Annotated in this window: 19 protein-coding genes; 4 read left to right on the top strand and 15 right to left on the bottom strand. The window is 47.8% G+C overall.

Annotated elements, in window-relative coordinates; genetic code table 11:
- Positions 1-201 precede the first annotated feature (201 nt).
- The 12 genes from holB to yceD form a co-directional block, all read right to left on the bottom strand.
- Positions 202-1,125, bottom strand: a complete 924-nt coding sequence (gene holB, locus LMJ53_RS15115; protein WP_229588024.1) for a DNA polymerase III subunit delta' — start codon at positions 1,123-1,125, stop codon at positions 202-204.
- Positions 1,122-1,748 carry a dTMP kinase gene (tmk, locus tag LMJ53_RS15110; protein WP_229588022.1) on the bottom strand — a complete coding sequence of 209 codons (627 nt, stop codon included), beginning with the start codon at positions 1,746-1,748 and terminating at the stop codon, positions 1,122-1,124. Before tmk ends, holB begins: the two co-directional genes overlap by 4 nt.
- A gap of 1 nt (position 1,749) precedes the next feature.
- Positions 1,750-2,787, bottom strand: coding sequence for an endolytic transglycosylase MltG (gene mltG, locus LMJ53_RS15105; RefSeq protein ID WP_229588020.1), 1,038 nt, complete (start codon positions 2,785-2,787; stop codon positions 1,750-1,752).
- Positions 2,781-3,581, bottom strand: a complete 801-nt coding sequence (gene pabC, locus LMJ53_RS15100) for an aminodeoxychorismate lyase (protein WP_229588018.1) — start codon at positions 3,579-3,581, stop codon at positions 2,781-2,783. Before pabC ends, mltG begins: the two co-directional genes overlap by 7 nt.
- 922 nt (positions 3,582-4,503) lie before the next feature.
- Positions 4,504-5,742 (bottom strand): beta-ketoacyl-ACP synthase II, encoded by a 1,239-nt coding sequence (gene fabF / locus LMJ53_RS15095; protein WP_229588016.1) that lies wholly within the window; start codon positions 5,740-5,742, stop codon positions 4,504-4,506.
- An 81-nt stretch (positions 5,743-5,823) separates the two neighbouring features.
- Entirely contained in the window at positions 5,824-6,060 is a 237-nt protein-coding gene (gene acpP, locus LMJ53_RS15090; protein ID WP_027670184.1) for an acyl carrier protein, read from the bottom strand.
- Positions 6,061-6,187: 127 nt separating this feature from the next.
- Positions 6,188-6,922, bottom strand: coding sequence for a 3-oxoacyl-ACP reductase FabG (gene fabG / locus LMJ53_RS15085; RefSeq protein WP_420778861.1), 735 nt, complete (start codon positions 6,920-6,922; stop codon positions 6,188-6,190).
- A 22-nt stretch (positions 6,923-6,944) separates the two neighbouring features.
- Positions 6,945-7,880 (bottom strand): ACP S-malonyltransferase, encoded by a 936-nt coding sequence (fabD, locus tag LMJ53_RS15080; RefSeq protein WP_229588014.1) that lies wholly within the window; start codon positions 7,878-7,880, stop codon positions 6,945-6,947.
- 15 nt (positions 7,881-7,895) lie between these two features.
- The gene (locus tag LMJ53_RS15075; RefSeq protein ID WP_229588012.1) at positions 7,896-8,855 is read right to left on the bottom strand and encodes a beta-ketoacyl-ACP synthase III; all 960 of its coding nucleotides are present in this window, start codon (positions 8,853-8,855) and stop codon (positions 7,896-7,898) included.
- Positions 8,856-8,861: 6 nt separating this feature from the next.
- Entirely contained in the window at positions 8,862-9,860 is a 999-nt protein-coding gene (plsX, locus tag LMJ53_RS15070) for a phosphate acyltransferase PlsX (RefSeq protein WP_229588036.1), read from the bottom strand.
- Positions 9,861-9,925: 65 nt separating this feature from the next.
- Positions 9,926-10,090, bottom strand: a complete 165-nt coding sequence (rpmF, locus tag LMJ53_RS15065; protein WP_226749982.1) for a 50S ribosomal protein L32 — start codon at positions 10,088-10,090, stop codon at positions 9,926-9,928.
- A 15-nt stretch (positions 10,091-10,105) separates the two neighbouring features.
- On the bottom strand, positions 10,106-10,633 hold the full coding sequence (yceD, locus tag LMJ53_RS15060) for a 23S rRNA accumulation protein YceD (protein WP_226749983.1): 528 nt from the start codon (positions 10,631-10,633) through the stop codon (positions 10,106-10,108).
- 117 nt (positions 10,634-10,750) lie between these two features.
- On the opposite strand from yceD, the gene LMJ53_RS15055 reads away from it, so the two are divergent.
- Positions 10,751-11,353 (top strand): Maf family protein, encoded by a 603-nt coding sequence (locus LMJ53_RS15055; RefSeq protein WP_229588010.1) that lies wholly within the window; start codon positions 10,751-10,753, stop codon positions 11,351-11,353.
- Between the two features lie 6 nt (positions 11,354-11,359).
- On the opposite strand, the gene LMJ53_RS15050 is transcribed toward LMJ53_RS15055, so the two are convergent.
- On the bottom strand, positions 11,360-12,007 hold the full coding sequence (locus LMJ53_RS15050) for an HAD family hydrolase (protein ID WP_229588008.1): 648 nt from the start codon (positions 12,005-12,007) through the stop codon (positions 11,360-11,362).
- Between the two features lies 1 nt (position 12,008).
- Positions 12,009-12,962 carry a 23S rRNA pseudouridine(955/2504/2580) synthase RluC gene (gene rluC, locus LMJ53_RS15045; RefSeq protein ID WP_229588006.1) on the bottom strand — a complete coding sequence of 318 codons (954 nt, stop codon included), beginning with the start codon at positions 12,960-12,962 and terminating at the stop codon, positions 12,009-12,011.
- Between the two features lie 512 nt (positions 12,963-13,474).
- Here rluC and rne point away from each other — a divergent pair.
- Positions 13,475-16,888, top strand: a complete 3,414-nt coding sequence (gene rne, locus LMJ53_RS15040; RefSeq protein ID WP_229588005.1) for a ribonuclease E — start codon at positions 13,475-13,477, stop codon at positions 16,886-16,888.
- Positions 16,889-17,354: 466 nt separating this feature from the next.
- Here rne and LMJ53_RS15035 read toward each other — a convergent pair whose 3' ends face one another.
- Positions 17,355-18,524: a DcaP family trimeric outer membrane transporter gene (locus LMJ53_RS15035; RefSeq protein WP_229588003.1), complete on the bottom strand. Its 1,170-nt coding sequence runs from the start codon at positions 18,522-18,524 to the stop codon at positions 17,355-17,357.
- Positions 18,525-18,731: 207 nt separating this feature from the next.
- Here LMJ53_RS15035 and acs point away from each other — a divergent pair, with 207 nt between their 5' ends.
- Positions 18,732-20,687: an acetate--CoA ligase gene (gene acs / locus LMJ53_RS15030; RefSeq protein WP_229588001.1), complete on the top strand. Its 1,956-nt coding sequence runs from the start codon at positions 18,732-18,734 to the stop codon at positions 20,685-20,687.
- Positions 20,688-20,796: 109 nt separating this feature from the next.
- Positions 20,797-21,471: a response regulator transcription factor gene (locus tag LMJ53_RS15025; protein WP_226749989.1), complete on the top strand. Its 675-nt coding sequence runs from the start codon at positions 20,797-20,799 to the stop codon at positions 21,469-21,471.
- Positions 21,472-21,473 lie beyond the last annotated feature (2 nt).

The following is a 21,473-nucleotide window of genomic DNA, read 5'->3' as shown; positions in this document are numbered from 1 at the left end:
TTTTATCGCATCGTCGCCAGTATTAATGTAGCGTTTGGCTGCTAGTAGGGCATTTTACTACTCCGCTACCGCTTGCCAAAAGGCGCGCGGCTAAACACCTTGTGCGTTAATTCAACTTACGATACCACAAGGTATGCGTTGTTGGCTGCTAGGCGGCATCGAAGCCAAAATAAACACCACACACGTATAACAACAATTGGCTTAGCGGCGGCGCATGATACTTTTAAATTCAAGCAATAAGGCGGTTAACGCCAGTGTTTTATTCTGCCCTAAAATCTGTTGCTCGTCACGACGCCAACGATAATACACTAGTTGCAAGCGTTGCAGTGCTTCAGGCGCCACATCTGAATGCTGGTTACACCACTGCGTTAAGAAATAACCCAATATTTGCGCACAGTCGGTACGGCCTTCTAAGTTTTTCACTAGCGTACTTAAGCCCGACTCATCCTGCAATAGCAGCGACAGTGCGGCCAGTAACTCTTCAATTTCTGCCGCCGTATTGCCTTGCAACAACGCCAACGCCTGTAACGGCGCACCACCACTAAAAGCAAACAAAAAACGCGGCAAACTGCCTTGATACTGCTGACTTAACCAATCAAACAAGTTGGCTTCATTTAAGGTGGGTAAACTCCAGCGCTGACAACGGCTGAGCAAGGTAGCTTTTAAACGCTGGGGCTGGCTGGTTTGCAGCACCAGATAACAGCCTTGTGGTGGCTCTTCTAAGGTTTTAAGTAAGGCATTCGCCGCCGCTTCCGTTAGCCGCTGCACTTCGGATAGCACAATCACTTTATTGCCGTGTTGTTGGGCAGCGCCTTGCGTAAAGTCGATTAGACGGCGAATTTCATCCACACCAATACTGTTATTCTCTTGGTTTAAGGTTAATAAATCAGGATGGTTACCCGCCGCTAACAGCAAGCAGCTTTTACATTGGCCGCAAGCCATGTCTGCTTGCCGATTTTTACATAACAGTAATGCGGCTAATGCTTGGCTTAATAGCTGTTTGCCTGTGCCAGGGGCACCGGTTAATAAAATAGCATGGGCTAAATGCTGCTCACTGGCCAACCGAGCCAGTTGCGCTAAGGGCGAAGCCAACCAAGGCATAGCACTTAACGGGATATCACTCATAACATGGCCTCAGCCAAGGCGTGCTCTAAAGCTGTGGCCACTTGCTCAATCGATTGCGCCGCATCAATAATCACAATACCCGGCTCACTGTGCGCAATGGCTAGGTATTTTGCGCGAGTGCGTTCAAAAAAAGCCAATTGTTCCTGCTCAATACGATCGAGTTGCCCACGATGCGCAGCCCTGCTTAAACCAATAGCCGGATCAATATCTAAATACAAGGTTAAATCGGGCTGCGTGTTACCCAGCAGCGCTTTGCGTAGGTCGTTAATCAATTGTTCGTTTAACTGCCGACCACCGCCTTGATAAGCACGTGAAGATAAATCATGCCGATCGGCTAAAATACACTGGCCAGCGGCTAAAGTCGGTTCAATCACATTACGTAATAATTGTACTCGCGCCGCATACATTAACAACAGCTCGGTCTCGGCGGCAATTTGCTCAGCCGGATCCGCGTGTTTGACTAACGTTCTTAATTGTTCAGCCAGAGGCGTACCACCGGGCTCGCGAGTGCACACCACCTGATGGCCATGCTTTTCTAACCAGCGTTTTACTGTGGCCATTGCCGTACTCTTGCCGGCGCCTTCAAGCCCTTCGATGACAATAAACTTGCCTTGCTTAGTCATGTTATTTTCCAAGAATATATTTTTTAACCGCAGCATTATGCTGCTCAAGTGATTGTGAAAACACATGCGAGCCGTCACCACGACTGACAAAATAAAAGTAATCGCTTATCTCGGGTTGCGCAGCGGCAATTAACGCGCTGCGACTGACTAATGAGATCGGGCCAGGTGGTAAGCCATGATGGCGATAGGTATTGTAACGATGTGGATCACGTAAATTAGCGCGTGTGATACGGCCACTGTATTCGGTTAAACCGTAAATAACGGTCGGGTCCGTTTGTAAGCGCATATTGCTTTGTATGCGATTGATAAACACAGAGCTGACCAAGGCGCGCTCACTGGCGAGGCCGCTTTCCTTTTCAATAATAGAGGCCATAATCAGTAATTCGTAGGGGTTTTGCAGCGGTAAAGTGCTTTGGCGCTGCTGCCAATAACGCTCTAGCTCCGTTTTTAAAGCTTGATGCGCTCGGCGCCAAATGTCGCTAGCTTTACTATTGGCGGTATAAAAATAGGTATCGGGATAAAACAGGCCTTCTAACTCTTGCTCTACCCGGCCGGTTTGCGCCAATGTGCCCCAGGCTTCAGGCCAACTGATCAGTTCAGCGAGTTTATCACTACTGTCAATATCTTGAATTAAATACGGCAAATCGGCAAAACGCTGCCAACTTTGCGCTAGGGTTTCACCTTCAATTAAAGTGACGCTAAATTGCGCCACCTTGCCACTTCGAAACAACGCCAACGCTTCGCTAAGAGAACTTTGGCTAGGCACTCGATAAACGCCTTGTTGTAACTGAGCGAGCTGCGGCTGCTGTTTAACATACAATTTTAAAACGTAACAATCTATGGCGGTTAATTGCTGTTGGTTTTGCCAATCGCGGCATAAACTACGCACTGATGTACCCGCTTTAAGGGTATAAAGGCTGTCACTGAAGGTCACCGTCTTTGCTAAAGTTGTGGTGGTTAATTGCTGCCAACCTGAATAAAGCAGCACGATGATTAACACTACCAACAGTGGTAGCCAGGCCAAAACTCGTTTTAACATAGCATCTCTTGCTGTAATTGCAGCACAGGTTCAAGCGGTAACGCTCGACCAGACAATTGCCGTACCGGTGCCACACCTAGCAAGGCGTTACAAATAAACATCGCTTCAACTTGGTCTAGTTCGGCTAAAGACAAGCAGCGTTCTTGAAACTGCGCTTGTTCGCTTAAAATATGCTGACGCATCACACCTGCTACTCCAGCTAAATGCAGTGGCGGTGTATACCACTTGCCCTTTAGTTGATAAAACAGATTGGCGGCCGTTGCTTCGGTAAGCTGTTGTTGTTGATCGGCCACGAGCAAATCATCAAAGTCAGTTTTCGCCAGCTCTTGTTTTAACAACACTTGCTCAAGCCGATTAGTATGTTTAAGCCCAGCCAATGCCGGTTGAATGGCCAAGCGTAATTGCGCGATGCCAACACGGATCCCTTGTTCTCGCCAGCGTTGATAATCGGGCATCGGAGCATGATACAAATACACCAAGGCTGAACTATGCGGACTTGGTGCATAACCTCGCCCGCCAATGCCTCGGGAGATCAATAATTTAATTACGCCATTACTGTTTTGATTGGCCGCTTCTGTCAACACCGCTTGTGTTAAGGCAGACCAATCGATGGCGGGCATCGATAATCGTGTTACCGATAACTGTAAGCGCGCTAGGTGCAGTGGCCACAACTGTGGCTGACCTTGCTTAATCGCAATGGTAGTAAAGACACCATCACCGTATTGCAACGCTCGGCAACCTGCAGCGATCTGCAATTGTTCAGTGTCTTTAATCAGAATAATGTCAGCCGACATAGCACGCCTGCACAGAAAAATATGCGCAAGTATGCCTTAATCTGTCATTAAAACAAAGCGCTCAGCGGGCAAAACAGCGCCGTGGGTTTACCGGCTATTATTTTAAAATGTCGGTTTAATTAAGTGATATCTCGTTCAGTGCATAGGGCAACGAAGATCCCGCAGTTTAATAGGCGCAGGGATCTGACCCTTGAAGCCGGTGGAGAAAATGTCTACCCCAAGGTGGCTGGCACACAGAAAAAATTGCCCTTCTTTCATATAGCGCAGTGCATTCAGCGAAAAACGCGCCGCACAACTTTGCCGGGGCACGCTGTGAACCCGTCTAGGTCACTTGCATACTTCATCCTGAAGTGTACCCTTCGGGCCAGCGTACCGTTGTTCAAATTTGTTCCCGACAAATTTGTCTGTTTTTCATCCCTGAAAAACACGGTTCTGGACAAAGTGTACTGCGTGCCATCTGCCTCAAAATGTTCATGAGAATGCCATCTAAACTTGAAAGCTTGCGGTGATTTTTGCAGACGCATTGGGGTAGCGTTTTCGTAACAGCAGCAGGGATGCTGCGCAGGCTGAAAGGGCACAGGGAGGTGATCCTTGAAGCCGGTGGAGAAAATGTCTACCCCAAGGTGGCTAGCACACAATAAAATTGCCCTCCTTGCATATAGCGCAGTGCATCCAGCGACAAGCGCGCCGCACAACTTTGCCGGGGCACGCTGTGAACCCGTCCCTGGGCACTCCTCTTTGGCATCCATGCCAAAGACGTCCCCAGACAAAGTGTCCTCTGCACTTTTCGCTTCGTTAAATACCATTTGAACCTTTAGATAATGTAATACTTAGCAGGTCGCTATGAAACTCAACGATTTAACTAAAAGCCAATCATAAAAAACCGCGCTATAAAGCGCGGTTTTTCAACAAGCACAGCGGGTTAGATCTTCTTGAACAGAATAGAACCGTTAGTACCACCAAAACCGAAAGAGTTACATAACGCATACTCTAACTGGGCTTGGCGACTTTCATGCGGCACATAATCTAAATCACAACCGTCACTTGGGTTGTCCAAGTTAATGGTTGGAGTCACCAACTGATCTTGCAGTGACAACACCGTAATAATCGACTCAACTGAACCGGCGGCACCTAACAAGTGACCGATCATTGATTTCGATGAACTGACCATCACTTTATCAATGTTGCTGGCAAACACAGATTTAATTGCACTGGTTTCGGCCAAATCACCGGCCAGCGTTGAAGTACCATGTGCATTGATGTATTGCACTTGATCCGCATTGACAGCCGCATCATTTAAGGCGTTTTGCATTGCCCGAGCGGCACCGGCACCGTTTTCTGGTGGTGAAGTCATGTGATAAGCATCACCGCTCATACCAAAACCGACTAGCTCTGCATAAATTTTCGCACCACGGGCTTTCGCGTGCTCGTACTCTTCCAGCACCATCACACCTGCGCCATCACCTAACACAAAACCATCACGGTCTTTATCCCAAGGGCGGCTGGCTTGTTGTGGCGCATCGTTGCGCGTTGACAGCGCACGAGCGGCACCAAAGCCCCCCATACCTAATTCCGTAGAGGCTTTTTCAGCGCCCCCGGCCACCATCACATCGGCATCACCATATACAATCATTCGCGCGGCTTGGCCGATATTGTGTACACCCGTAGTACAGGCAGTAACAATACTGATATTCGGGCCCTGCAAACCAAGCATAATAGACAGCTGACCGGCGATCATATTGATAATGGTAGACGGGACAAAGAAAGGCGATAAACGCTTCGGACCGCTGTTGATTAACTTTGTATGATTTTCTTCAATCAAGCCTAAACCACCAATACCTGAGCCGATAGCGGCGCCGATACGGTGAGCGTTTTGCTCGGTAACTTCCAATCCGGAGTCACGAAATGCCTGAATAGCCGCAGCAACACCGTATTGGATAAATAAATCCATTTTTTTAGTGTCTTTTGCTGGGAAATACGGCTCTACGTCAAAGTTTTTGACTAAGCCGGCAAATTTAGTTGTATAAGCGCTGGTATCAAAGTGCTCAATTAGACTAATACCGCTTTTCGCTTGCTGCAGTGCTTGCCAGCTGCTTGCGACATCATTGCCTAATGGCGTCAGCATACCTAAACCTGTTACCACTACACGACGTTTTGCCACCGTGTCCTCCGTTAGTACCTGTTTTTCTGATTCTTAAAACGAAAACGGGTAGCCGCGCTACCCGTTTTGCAAACCTTTAGCTTATTCAGCGTGGGCTTTGATGTAATCGATGGCTGATTGCACCGTAGTGATTTTTTCAGCTTCTTCGTCTGGAATTTCAGTATCGAATTCTTCTTCTAACGCCATCACTAATTCAACAGTGTCCAGTGAATCAGCGCCTAAGTCATCAACGAATGAGGCTTCGTTTTTAACTTCGTCTTCTTTAACGCCCAGTTGTTCGATAATGATTTTCTTAACGCGATCTTCGATGTTGCTCATCTTTTCTTCCTTTTTCTCATATAAATCGCAACAATTCGTGCAATTTGGTGTGGCGCTAGTTTATTCGTAAGCTTAGGTTGTTGCAAGCAATGCGATAGGCATTTTTTGCTGGTCAAACCTGATTCGCTTACACCATATACATACCGCCGTTAACGTGAACTGTTTCGCCGGTGATATAAGCTGCGTGCGTAGAAGCCAAAAACGCCACTGTTGCTGCTATTTCTTCTGGCTGCCCTAAACGATTAGCCGGCACTTGCGAGAAAATAGCGGTTTTTTGCTCTTCAGACAACTCTTTCGTCATGTCTGTATCAATAAAACCTGGCGCAACTGCGTTTACGGTAATTCCGCGTGATGCAACTTCTTTTGCTAACGACTTAGTAAAGCCTAAAACACCGGCTTTGGCTGCAGCATAATTGGTTTGACCGGCATTACCCATTGAGCCAACGACTGAGCCAATAGTAATGATGCGACCGAAACGTTTTTTCATCATGCTGCGTAACACTGCTTTGCTTAAGCGAAATACCGATGTCAAATTGGTTTGCATAATATCAAACCATTCATCATCTTTCATCCGCATTAGCAGGTTATCGCGAGTAATACCGGCATTATTGACTAAAATGTCGATTTCACCAAATTGATTTTTAATTTGCTCAAGGCAAGCGTCAACCGAAGCGGTATCGGTGACGTTTAGCACTAAACCCGCACCCTGCTCACCAAGATACTCACCAATGGCAGCCGCGCCTTTTTCAGTGGTTGCCGTGCCCACAACTTTAGCGCCTAACGCGGCTAATTGCTCTGCAATAGCTCGGCCAATACCACGACTTGCGCCAGTCACTAACGCAACTTTGCCTTCTAAACTGATAAAATTATTCATTTAAATACCCTTATTCTGCTGCTAGCGCGGCGGTAAGCGACGTTGCATCATTAACTGAAGCGGTTTTCAGCTCTTTATTAATGCGTTTAATTAAGCCACTTAAAACTTTGCCTGCGCCTAATTCCAGCACCTCGGTAACGCCTTGCGCGGCGAAGTACTCAATAGTTTCAGTCCAACGCACTGGGCTGTATAGCTGACGGATCAGGGCATCTTTGATCTCTGCTTGCACATTCGTTGCCATGACATCAACGTTATTGACCACAGGCGTACTAGGCGCAGCAAAGTGCAGTGCCGCTAAATCTAAAGCAAGTTGCTCCGCAGCGGGACGCATTAACGCACAGTGTGACGGAACGCTGACCGGTAAAGGTAAGGCACGTTTTGCGCCAGCGGCTTTACACGCTTCACCAGCACGCTCTACTGCCGCTTTATGACCAGCAATCACCACTTGACCAGGAGAGTTGTAATTAACCGGTGAAACCACCTCACCTTGTGCCGCTTCTGCACAGGCTTTGGCAATAGCCGCATCGTCTAAACCAATAATGGCTGACATAGCCCCCACACCAGCAGGTACCGCCTGTTGCATATAGTGGCCACGCTTTTCTACCAGCTTAACCGCATCGCCAAGTGACAACACCCCCGCACAGACTAACGCCGAATACTCACCTAATGAGTGCCCTGCAAAATACGCCGGAGCCGCACCGTTTTGTTGTTGCCATAAACGCCATACCGCAACAGATGCCGCTAATAAGGCCGGCTGTGTGCGATGCGTTTCATTTAATTCTGACTCAGGGCCAGTTGAAACCAGCGCCCAAAGATCATAACCCAAAGCAGCAGAGGCTTCGGCAAAAGTGTCTTGAACCACGGTATGTTGCTGATATAGCTCGTTAAGCATACCCACGCTTTGTGAACCCTGACCGGGAAACACGATGGCAAGTTTAGTAGTCATAGTGATCCTGAAAAATTAATAACGAATTAACGCAGACGCCCAAGCGAAACCACCGCCGAACGCTTCTAGTAATAAGGTTTGGCCACGTTGAATACGACCATCACGGATCGCTTCATCCAAAGCAGTGGGCACTGTGGCGGCCGACGTATTGCCATAACGATCAAGGTTAATCACCACTTGATCCATCGACATATCTAACTTACGCGCTACCGCAGCAATAATACGTAAATTTGCTTGATGCGGCACCAGCCAGTCAATATCAGACTTCTGCATATTGTTGGCCTCTAACGTCTGCTCAACCACTTGCGACAGCTTGTTAACGGCCACTTTGAACACGTCGTTGCCTTTCATGCTGCCCCACGATTCGTGTACCGACTTTTCATCGCCACGGATCGGATTATTCACGTACAGCAGCTCTGAATATTTACCATCGGCATGAATATGGGTCGATAAAATACCGGGTTGCTCTGAAGCTTCTAGCAATACCGCACCGGCGGCATCACCAAATAAAATCACCATGGAGCGATCTTCAGGGCTGACTAATTGCGATAAACAATCTGAGCCAATCACCAAGATCCGCTTTGCCATACCGCTTTTAATATATTGATCGGCAATACTTAAGCCATAACAGAAGCCGGCGCAAGCCGCAGCTATATCAAAGGCAGGAATGCCTGGAATATCTAGATCGCGCTGAATTTCACAAGCCGAGCTCGGTAATGAACGCGCCGAGCTGGTGGTGGCGCAAATGATCAGATCAATGGTGTTTTTATCGATGCCGGCAGCTTCAATTGCTTTGAAAGCAGCAGCAGTACCCATACTGGCAACTGATTCATCAGGGCCAATAATGCGGCGCTCTTTAATGCCAGTACGCTCGATAATCCATTCGTCTGTGGTTTCTACCATAGACTCTAGGTCCGCATTGGTGCGAACCAGTGACGGGAAATAACTCCCGGTACCAATAATTCTTGAGTACATGCTACCCTATGCTTTATCAATAAGAACTTGTTCCAACCGATCTTTTATTTTGGCTGGCACTTGGCGTTCAACCTCGCGCACAGCTTGTCGGATGGCACTTAAAAATGCGTCTTTTGTCGCATTGCCATGACTTTTCACTACGATGCCGCGCAATCCTATCAGACTTGCACCATTATAGTGGTCGGGGTTCATTCCCTGATAAAGACTTTTTAGCACAGGTTTAAACAACCAGCTTAATAAAGCCGCTAATGGCCGTTGTTTAATACTCTGTTGCGCCCGCTTAATAATCAGCTTGGCAACGCCTTCACAGGTTTTCAGCGCGACATTACCCACAAAGCCGTCACAAACAATCACATCAGCCTTGCCAGAAAAAATATCATTGCCTTCAATATAGCCGATATAATTCAAACCGTTGCATTCGGTTAATAATTGCGAGGCACGTTTTATTTGATCTGAGCCTTTAATTTCTTCCTCGCCCATGTTCAGCAAGGCCACCCGAGGGGCTTTAATACCAATAACTTGCTCGGCCATCACCGCGCCCATCATGGCAAATTGAAATAACGTATCCGCATCACAGTTTACCGTAGCACCTAAATCCAACATATAAACCGGATTACCTTGGCAACTGGGCAAAGCACTGATTAATGCTGGTCGCTCCACGCCGTTAAGCATTTTTAACACATAATGTGCGATTGCAATTAAGGCACCGGTATTGCCGGCGGAGACACAGGCGTGGACTTGTTCTTGTTCAACCAGTTCTAAGGCATGACGCATGGCACTTTCACGTTTGCTGCGTAACGCTAACGCCGGCTTGTCGGCCATAAGTACTTGCTCAGTACTGTGCACAAAACGAATACGCGGTTCGTCGACCACACCAGCAAGCTTTAACGCTTGTTCTAGTACTGGCTGATCACCACATAAGACTAGTTGAAGATGAGGGAATTCTTGAAGCGCTGCCAGAGCGGCAGGAATAGTAGATTGGGGGCCGAAGTCGCCCCCCATCATATCTAAAGCCAAAGAAGGCTTTAGCTGCTGCACGTGCTTACCGGTTAGGATAAGTGCGTCCAGACTTATTTTACTTTACGGCCTTTGAAGTAACCATCGGCAGTAATGTGGTGACGACGGTGAGTTTCACCGGTAGTTGCGTCAACTGACAGCGTAGGGCCAGTTAATGCATCATGTGAACGGCGCATGTCACGACGTGCACGAGATTTTTTGTTTTGCTGAACAGCCATTGTATTTCTCCTAAATCACTTTTTTTTCAATTCTTGCAGTATAGCGAATGGGTTGGGCTTTTCTGGCTCTGGCCCGATATCACCGAAGCTAAGTGAGTCAGGATCAACCTGACAATCAACCGCATCATGCATCGGAAACAGTGGCAATGCCAGAATGAGTTCATCCTCAATCAACTGCCGTAAATTAATCTCGCCGTGCTCATCACGCTCGACCACGTCATAGCGCTCAGGAATCAATTCCAAAGCCGCGTTATCATCTCCTTTAACAGGAGTATATGCAAAACTTACGTCTAGTGTGAGTGGTATGGGTTCACCACAACGTTCACATTTAACACTTACCTGGCAATGCGCTGTACCGTTTAACACAGTAAGGTTTTGCTGGTCAATTTCGCATTCAATTCTGACTGTTACGTCGTCTTGGTACGCCATTAACCCTTCTTTAAGACGGATTAAGGTGTTTAGTGGCACTATACCGGAGTAACCGGAACGTTTTTGTGCTGCTTTAACCGGATCGAGCGTAACAGGTATTTTCAATTTTTGCATAAGGCGCGCATCATATAGAAGCAGCCCCTTGCTGTCAAAGGGTTCTGCAGGTTTTTCAACATTTTTGTCAGCAGGCTATTATAGTGTGCACCCTGTTGTTTATAAAAGGACTATTTTGTGACTATTGCCGAACGCCCTTCATTATATTTAGCTTCAACCTCGCCCTACCGTCGTGCGTTGTTAAGTAAATTAACTGAAAATTTTCAATGTATTGCCCCCAACACGATTGAAACACCCCGTGTCGGTGAAAGCGCCGCAGCCTTGGTACAGCGTTTAGCAACAGAAAAAGCACACGCCGTGGCCAGCACGTTAACGAGTGGCTTAGTGATTGGTTCAGATCAAGTGGCGGTATTTGGTAAAGAGATTATTGGCAAACCGCATACGGAAGAAAAAGCCTGCGCGCAATTACGTCAATTTAGCGGCCATGCGGTGCAATTTCTTACGGGTTTAGCCGTAGTTAATGCCGCAACAGGTGAAACACAAACCACACTTGATTGTTTTAATGTGCATTTTCGCACATTGACTGAGGCAGAGATCCGCTGTTACGTGGCACGAGAACAGCCGTTGGATTGCGCTGGAAGCTTTAAAAGCGAAGGCTTAGGCATTTGTTTATTCAGTAAATTAGCAGGCGATGATCCTAACAGCTTAATCGGCTTACCACTAATTAAGCTGTTGCAGCTGCTGCGCCAGGCTGGCCGAGATCTGTTACTTGAGCCTTAACAGCGCTTAGCGCACCCAAGCGGGTAAATCCGCTAGGCGATCGATAATGGCTAAAGGCGCATATTGTTGCAACACAGCAACGTCATGGGCGCCATGGCTCACCCCAATCCTTGGCATGGCAATAGCCTGCGCCATTTTCAGATCATGACTGGTATCCCCCACCATAATCGCTTCATTGGCGGCTACACCAAGCTGTTGAATAATTTGCTGTAACATATCGGGATGGGGTTTTGATTGTGCTTCATCGGCACAGCGACTGGTGGCAAAATAGCGTGCCAAGCCGGTTTCGGCAAACATGCGATCTAAGCCTTTGCGCGCCTTTCCCGTGGCTACGGCTAATAGCACATTACGCTCAGCTAATTGCTGTAACACCTGCTCGGCATCGGCAAATAACGGTGTCGGCGTGGTATCGTGCTGCACATATTGATCGCGATAATGCTCAAATAGTTGCTGCCGCTGCGCGGAATTGGCGCTTGGAAACAACATGTCAAACGCCGGATCTAAGCTTAAACCAATAATATGCCGCACCGCGGCCGTGCTTGGCACAGCAATACCGGTATGCAAGGCAGCGGCTTGCATCGACGAGACAATTCGCCCAACGGAATCCATGACGGTGCCATCCCAATCGAAAATCACTAACTTGACTGCTGACATCTTATTTTCTCGTTAATTGGCTCATGGCTTGGTTTAACTGCTCATCCAGCGGGGCTTCAAACCGCATGGTTGTCTCGGTGCCGGGATGCATAAAACTTAAACTATAAGCATGTAAAAATAACCGATTAAGCCCAATTTTATTCATTTGGCTACTAAAGGTGTTATCACCGTATTTATCATCGCAAGCTATCGGGTGACCTTTACAGGCGGTATGAACCCGAATTTGGTGGGTACGGCCTGTTACCGGAAAGGCTTCCACTAAGGTGCCTTCCTGATAACGCTGCAAAATACGAAAACGCGTTTCCGATTCTTTACCTTCTTTAGCATCGACCCGTACCACTCGCTCACCCGATTGCAGCGTGTTTTTCTTTAACGGCTCGGTCACTTTACGTATTTTGTTGTCCCAATCACCCGATACTAACGCCCAATATTTTTTCTCAACGGTTTTATCACGTAACTGAGCATGTAAATGCGTTAACACCGAACGCTTCTTAGCAATCATTAAACAGCCCGAGGTATCACGGTCTAAGCGGTGAACTAATTCAAGATGTTTCGCCAAGGGCCGCAGAGCCCGTAAGGCTTCAATAACGCCAAACTGCAAGCCACTGCCGCCATGAACCGCCATACCTGAAGGTTTGTTTAACACGATTAAATCAGCGTCTTCAAACAAGATATGCTGCTCTAAATCTTTTACCATGCTCAGCTTAACAGAGATGGCATCCGGCTCTGCGGCAACGGTAAACGGCGGTACACGCACCACATCGTCAGCTTGCAGCTTGTATTCAGGTTTGATGCGTTTTTTGTTGACCCGCACCTCACCTTTTCGTAAAACCCGATAAATGACACTTTTAGGTACGCCACGCAACCGGGCAATCAGAAAGTTATCTATGCGCTGACCAATAAAATCACTTTCGATTTCAATCATTTGCACCGGCAATTTTATTTCATCAGTCATGGCTTTAAATTACTCTGCTAATATTACAATTCAGTTGCTATCCAAGGCGGAATAGTGGGATAATCACCCCGCTAATTCTGCCGAGTTTCGGCAATTAGGGCGCTCACAGTGACATAAGAGACGTTGTGCGGCACCGTCAGGGGATGTGATCATACCGAAATCGTGGTGAAAACCAATGTTTTTTATACCCCCGGCGTTTACTCACTGCCATTTGCCTGAGGTAATGTTGCGTAATTTGTTACCAACAACGGCAAAACACAAGATCCGGTCACCGAGCAAAAAATAAAGATTAGCCAGAACGCAGCGCTTTATGGCGATGTGTGTCAGATTTAAAAACGAAGACAGTTTAGCCTGCCCCAACAATACGTGTAGGCTCGCTACTGTAACGAGTAAAAAATTAGGTTCCCTCAAGCACCCAGTCGGGAGACTGCAGCATTATGTGTTTGATAACGTCTGAACACCCAGGTGCCCGGAAAAGTTGTGTTGTGGCTGCATAAATGAGTCACCCAACAATGAAAAGAATGTTAATTAACGCAACGCAAGAAGAAGAAATTCGTGTTGCATTGGTCGATGGCCAAAAACTGTATGACCTGGATATCGAAAGCCCAGGCCATGAACAAAAAAAAGCGAATATTTATAAAGGCAAAATCACCCGTGTTGAACCCAGTCTAGAAGCGGCCTTCGTCGATTATGGTGCTGATCGTCATGGTTTTTTACCGCTAAAAGAAATTTCCCGTGAATATTTTCCCTCTGGTTATAGCTTCGATGGCCGCCCTAACATTAAGGAAGTGGTTAAAGAAGGTCAGGAAGTCATCATCCAAATTGATAAAGAAGAACGCGGCCAAAAAGGCGCTGCGCTAACGACGTTTATCAGTTTAGCCGGTTCTTACTTGGTATTAATGCCCAACAACCCGCGTGCGGGGGGGATTTCTCGTCGCATTGAAGGTGACGAGCGTCAAGAGTTAAAAGATTCGTTAGGCCAACTAGAAATGCCCGATGGCATGGGCTTAATTGTGCGTACTGCCGGTGTGGGTAAATCTTACGAAGAGCTAGATTACGACTTAAAAGCGCTATTAAAGCATTGGTCAGCCATCACCGAAGAAGCTAAAAAGCGGACGGGTCCGTTCTTAATTCACCAAGAAAGCAACGTGGTTTTCCGTGCGATCCGTGATTATTTACGTCGTGATGTTGGCGAGATCTTAATTGATAGCCAGAAAATCTTTGAAGAAGCTAAAGTGTATATCCAACAGTTCCGCCCTGATTTTGCCCACCGGGTAAAAATGTATCAGGGTGAAGTGCCGTTGTTTATGCATTACCAAATTGAAAACCAGATTGAAACCGCCTTCCGCCGCGAAGTGCGTTTACCTTCGGGTGGCTCTATTGTTATCGATAGTACCGAAGCGTTAACCGCCATTGACATTAACTCGTCAAAAGCAACCAAAGGCGGCGATATCGAAGAAACCGCCTTTAATACCAACCTAGAAGCGGCCGATGAAATTGCTCGCCAATTACGTTTACGTGACTTAGGTGGCTTAATTGTTATCGACTTTATCGACATGACGCCGGTGCGCCATCAACGTGAAGTAGAAAACCGTTTAAAAGATGCGGTAAAACAAGATCGCGCTCGGGTGCAAATTGGCCGGATTTCGCGCTTTGGTTTGTTAGAGATGTCACGCCAGCGTTTACGCCCTTCACTAGGTGAATCAGCCGGACACGTCTGCCCTCGTTGTCATGGCCGTGGCACTATCCGCAGTATTGAATCGTCTGCCTTATCAATCTTACGTTTAATTGAAGAAGATGCGATTAAAGACAACACCAGCCAGATCCATGCGCAGGTACCGGTGTCTGTTGCCACGTATTTAATGAACGAAAAGCGTGAAGGTGTGCGTCGTATTGAACAGCGAAATGGTATTCGGGTGTTTATTATCCCGAATGAGCATTTAGAAACGCCGAACTACGAAGTGACACGTATTCGTATCGACGAAGAAATCGAAGATGCCAGCTACACTCTGCCTAAAGTGCCAGAGCACAGCACTAAGCTGTATCAGCCAAGCAGCGAAACAGTTAAAGAAAAACCTGCGGTTTCTGCGTTAAGCTTATCACAAGCGTCTGCTCCGGTAGCTGCACCTGTTGCGCCAGCAGCGGCGCCAGCCAGCCCTGCCCGTCCTGCTGCTACGCCAACAACACCAGGTTTAGTCAGTCGGTTGGTCGCCTGGTTAAGCAGTGTATTTGCACCAGCAACTCCCCCTGCCGAAACCACGCCAGTGACTAAAGAGCAGAAAACCAGCAGCACGAAAGAGCCGCGTAACGAGCAACGTCCTGATCGCAACGACAACTCACGTCGTCGTAACAATCGTCGTCGTCGCCCGGATCAAGATAAAACAGCAGATAAAGCGGTTGAAAAACCCGTTGAAAAAGCAGCGGCTGTTGAAGAGAAAGCGCCTCGTCCAGAGCGTAATCGTCCACAATCGCAAGATAAACCTGCTCGCGCTGCGGAACCTCGTAAAGCCGCAGCTGAGCCACGTGCTGAAAAAGCGTCGGCAGAAACAGCGGATGAACCAAACAGCCGTGCTGCAGCCGCTGAACGTCGGCAACGTCGCAATCTGCAACGCTCTGTACGTTTAGCTAAAGCGGAAGCTGCCGACACGCTAGCACCGGCTGCCGTTGCGGTTGACGCTGCCAAAGCAGAAACGGCTGCAGCAAGCCAAGCGCCAGCAAAAGATCAGGTTAACGCCGTTGAAACCGCAACCCTTACTGCGGCGCCAGCCGTTGTTGAAACCGCCAGCCCTGCAGCTGACGTCAAGGACTCGAGCGTGACAGAGCCCGTGGTAGTCGCCGAGGCTTCGCCAATCAGCGAAACTAAACCGGCTGCTGAAACGGCTATCGCAACTGCTGAAAGCGTTGCCACGGACAGTAACAAAACAGAGGCAGAAACAGCCACTACAACTGAAAGCCACTCTGACACAGAAAGTGCTGAGCCTCGCAGTCGCAGTCGTCGTTCGCCACGGCATTTACGTGCCGCCGGTCAAAAGCGTCGTAAAGAACAAACCGACACGACAGCTACCACTGAAGAGCCGGTTGCCACAGAAAGTACTGAGGCGAATGCTACAGAGAGTACTGAGGCGAATGCCACAACTGACGCGGTAGAGCCTATCACGTCAGAGCCTGTAGCGGATGTCGCTGATACCCCTGCGATTGACGCTGAGAAGCCAACACGCAGCCGTAGCCGTCGTCGCCCAGCCAAAGCCAGTGCTGACACAGTGAAAGCAGATGAGACTGCAGCGGCCACTGTTGCAACCGATGAAGCGGCATCAGCCCCTGTGGTAACTGAGCAAAGCCCGCAACAGCAAAAGCTAGAATTAGCTGAGCCGGAAGCGACGCCTGCCGCGGTGGTTGTACCTACTGAGCCGGTAAAAGCCCCTGCTACAGCAGCAAAAGCTGAAGAAGTGACGGCTGAAGCTGTGCCCGTGGCAGCCGAAAACAGTAACAAGGCTGCCGCCGAAGTAACGCCAGTTGATCTAACGCCAGCTGAAGTAGCAACACCGGTTGTCGCTGAAGCGACTGCACCGGCTGAAGCTGACGTTGCTGCCCCAGCAGCTGCGGCTGCGGCTCCAGTTGCAGCTGCACCGGCTAAAGAGGAACCGGCTAAAGCCGCTCCTGCTAAAGCTGAAGCGGTAACAGCCGCCCCTGTTGTCGCAGCTCAACCTAAAGCAGCAGCAAAAGCTACAGGCAGTCGCTTTGGTAGCATGGTCGTAGCAGAAATGACGAAACCACAAACCGTTACAGAAGAAGCCAAAACAGACGTCGTCACGGCAGTCACTGCTGAACAACGTCCGGTTGTTAGCTCTTCTAGTCGCCCAGCAGGCTCGGCGTTTGCGCGTCAATCGGCATCAGCACCGATGACTAAACCGGGTAAACCTGAGTAGAATTGTCGCATCTGAGTTAAAAAGCCGGCCTTGCCGGCTTTTTTATTGGCTGTTTTTAGTGCATTATTTTATGCAGCTTGTTTTATTAAGCATGGCTGTAAAATGTGTTTTATATTCGCTAACCTAGGGTGCGACTAAGCTAACATCGCTGCAGCTTGTACTGGCATTATCTGATGCAACCCCGCGCTTGAGTCGACACTTGCAACGGTTTACTGGCAAAGGTTTGTAGTGCCAGCCAGCAAAATGTTATGTCGCAACGGCTTATTGAGCGAGGCAAAATGGCGTAAACAGTCAGTCACCTCAGAATGTTGTTGCGCTTGCTGGGCGGGCTAAAACGGAGCGGGCGTCATGTTGGCAGTTGAGCGCCTACAACACGTTTTTATTGCAGCTGAACCTTGGCAGTAAGTATTGCGGCCATAAAAAACGCCTCATAAAGAGGCGTTTTATAGAAAGCTAACGGTTTAACTTAGAAGTCGTATTTAGCGCTGAACTGCACACGGTGCATATCACCATCTAAACCACTTTCGATTTCACGATTAGCATACTTGTATTCAACACCCATCATAAACTTGGTATTGAACTGGTATAACGCATTGACACTGTAGCTCTGCATGGATTTATTCGCTGAGGTACCGGTCAAGCTGGTGTCATTATCAACATTTAACGCTGAATATAAGAAGGTTGAACGCCACTTGTCATTCCACAGGTGACGATACGCCACGGAGAAAGACGTTGATTTAATGGTTTCAAGTTCAGCATCACTTGTCGTGCCGGTTAATACCGCGCCATTGGAAGCGTTTAAACCGACATAACGGCCTAAACCTTCACCGGTGTTAATGGTAAAACGGATATCATCTTTATTAGCAAGGTTAAATTTACCGCTGAAAGACACACCGTAAGACGCCACGCTGTCATCTAATACGCCGTTTTCGATAGCAATTTGTCGAAGCAAACCGGCCACCCGGAAAGAGGCATTTTCAGTTTTAAAGTTGTAACCTACCGTAAAGTCTGGAGTGGCATTGTCATCTGTGGTGATACGAGTGCCGCCACCAAATGGCGTGACCGTACTTTCTGGGTTTTCTACCGCAATAGAGAAATTACCTGAAGTGTAACGAACCTGAGCTTGACGAATAAAGATAGCCGCATCAGCATTACCGACGAAGTCTAAGGTATCCGGTAAAGACTGTAAGTCCATAAAGTTTGACCAGGTTTGGCCAACTGTCCAATTTTTGTAATTAACAAAAGCATGGCGCATGACGGGGCTGTAACCGTTGGTGGTACGCTCATCGTTACCGTTATTACTGGTTTGAAAATCAAATTCAATACGCCCTGTCATCTTTTCACCGTTACCTAAATCGGTCGAGGTGCTAAAGAAGAAACGCGTTTGACGAGCATGCATATCAAAACGTGTTGTGCTGTCGCCATTGATCGGTGTGACAGAAGGGACATAAAAATCACGCCCAATTGACGCGATGTCTCCGTCTGCATCACTCACCATCATATCAAGTTTGACGTAACCACCGTAACTTACTTCGGTGTCGCCCACTTTAAAGCCGTTGTTCGCATGTGCTGCGCCTGCAGTTAAGGCTAATGCGATAGCCGCAGCTAAGGTATTCCGTGTCTTACTTTGTCTCATCTGGAGTTCTCCATGTTTTTTTATAGTAGTACTGATGTCGTTATTATTGTAACCAAACTCTGAGCGACAGTCTGCATCTTCGCAATTAGCCTTTAGTCGCAATTCGCACTCTGTTTTAACATCGTCTAGACTATGGTCTAATTTCTTTAAACAGCTGTCTCCGTTAGTAATGATTAATAATAATTACGATAATCCGTAGGGGATCATATGACGCAACCAACTCTTTATCCGGTGCCTGAAAAAATCAAGCAGCATTGCCATGTAACTGATGAGCAATATCAAGCACTTTACCAACAATCTATTGAACAGCCTGATCAGTTCTGGGGCGAACAAGCCAAGAAACTGGATTGGATTAAACCGTTTACTCAGGTGAAAGACACCAGCTATGAACTGGGCAAAGTGAAAATCAATTGGTTTGCTGATGGCGTGCTAAATGCCAGTGTTAACTGTTTAGATCGCCATCTTGCCACGCGAGCCAATCAAGTGGCCTTTTATTGGGAAGGTGATGAGCCTGGCGTTGAATCAAAAGTGACCTATCAACAACTGTATGATGAGGTTTGCCAACTCGCCAACGGCATGAAAGCCCTGGGGGTGAATAAAGGTGATCGGGTTACCATTTACTTACCGATGATCCCACAAGCCGCTGTTGCGCTATTAGCCTGTGCTCGAATTGGTGCGGTGCACTCGGTGGTGTTTGCCGGTTTCTCACCTGATGCACTGGGCAGCCGTATCGTCGATTGTGATTCAAAATTGGTGATCACCACCGATCAAGCTTTACGGGGTAGCCGTGCTACTAACCTAAAAGACAATACGGATTTAGCCTTAGCGCATCTTGGCGACACTAACCCAGTTAAAAATGTCATTGTGATTAAACACGTTGGCAAAAGCATTGATTTTCACCATGGTCGGGATGTTTGGTATCATGACCTGCTTGCTGCACAACCTAAAGAATGTGCACCTGAGCCGATGAATGCGGAAGATCCACTGTTTATTCTTTATACCTCCGGTTCAACCGGTAAGCCCAAAGGTGTCCTTCACACCACTGGCGGTTATCTGCTGTATGCCGCCATGACGCATCAATATGTTTTCGATTATCAAGAAGGCGATATTTACTGGTGCGCCGCAGACGTTGGCTGGGTTACAGGCCACAGTTATATTATTTACGGGCCGTTGGCCAATGGCGCCAGCAGCGTGATGTTTGAAGGTGTCCCTACCTACCCCAGCGTGAAACGTATTGCGCAAATTGTAGATAAATACCAGGTCAATATTCTGTATACCGCGCCAACAGCCATCCGCGCCTTGATGTCACATGGCGATGCGCCTGTTGCCGGGGCCGATTTATCTTCGTTACGGATCTTAGGTAGCGTGGGTGAACCCATTAACCCAGAAGCATGGAATTGGTATCACGAAAAAATTGGTAAGGGTAATTGCCCTATCGTTGATACTTGGTGGCAAACAGAAACAGGCGGCATTTTAATTACGCCATTACCGGGTGCCACTGCCTTAAAACCTGGCTCGGCAACGCGGCCATTCTTTGGCGTTAAACCGGCGTTAGTGGATAACGAAGGCAACACCGTCACGGGCGCGGGCGAAGGTAATTTAGTTATCACGGATAGCTGGCCTGGGCAAATGCGTACCTTGTTTGGCGATCACGAACGCTTCGAGCAAACCTACTTTAGTACCTATGCGGGGGTTTATTTTACCGGTGATGGTGCACGTCGTGATGAAGACGGCTATTATTGGTTAACGGGTCGTGTCGATGATGTATTAAATATTTCTGGCCATCGTTTAGGCACCGCTGAGATTGAAAGCTGTCTTGTTGCGCATGAAGCGATTGCTGAAGCTGCCGTAGTCGGTTACCCACACGATATTAAAGGCCAAGGCATCTATGTGTATGTTTCACCTCGGGTGGGTGTAGAACCCAGTGAAGAGCTAACCAAAGCGATTAGAGCCTGGGTGCGTGAAGAAATTTCACCTATCGCTACGCCAGATCTGATACAGTGGGCTCCTGCCGGATTGCCGAAAACGCGCTCTGGTAAGATTATGCGCCGTATCCTGCGAAAAATTGCAGCCAATGAACATGATCAGTTAGGAGATATTTCTACACTGGCTGATCCATCAGTGGTTGAATTATTGGTAAATAACCGCTTAAATCGTAAGTAAGACACCCGTCCTCTTACCTTGAGCTGGTGTGTCTCCAGTCGCAGCAGAAAAGGCCGCTAACATGCGGCCTTTCTTATAACAAAAACAAGCTAAAACCACTGGAGGGAAGATGGCAAAGTTAATCGTAGCAGACGATCATCCGCTATTTAGAAACGCGCTTATTAATGCTATCAGCAGTACTTTTGCTACCAAAGCCACCGTTGAAACAGACAGTTTTGAAAGCACCTGTGCCGCCCTAGAACAACATCCCGATGCTGATTTGTTATTACTCGATCTGCATATGCCGGGAAACTGCGGTTTCTTGGGGTTAATTCAACTGCGGAAAAACTATCCCAGTTTACCGATCGTGGTGATTTCAGCGAGTGAAGATTTGGATGTGATCCGCCGCGTCATGTCGTTTGGCGCCTCTGCCTATGTCCCCAAATCCGCCAATCCTGTGGATATCAGTACCGCCTTAAATGCGGTGCTAGATGGTGAGTTATGGGTACCGAAGAACCTACAAAAACAAATTTTAGAACAAGGTGATACCGAGCAAGATTTGGATTTAGCCTCTCGGGTGGCGCAATTAACCCAGCAGCAATACAAAGTTTTGTATTATTTAACTGAGGGTTGGTTAAATAAACAAATTGCTTATGATCTGCATATCTCAGAAGCCACGGTTAAAGCGCATATTACGGCAATCTTTCGTAAACTGGGCTGCACTAACCGCACCCAAGTGGTGATCCAAGCGCAGCGGCTGACGTTAGAGCCGCCGGTTGATCGCGCTATGGCACAACAACAATAAGC

Origin of the sequence: Rheinheimera sp. UJ51 (assembly GCF_020819615.1) — a bacterium.
GTDB classification, from domain to species: domain Bacteria; phylum Pseudomonadota; class Gammaproteobacteria; order Enterobacterales; family Alteromonadaceae; genus Alishewanella; species Alishewanella maricola.
This window is presented reverse-complemented; position numbering and strand designations above follow the sequence as displayed.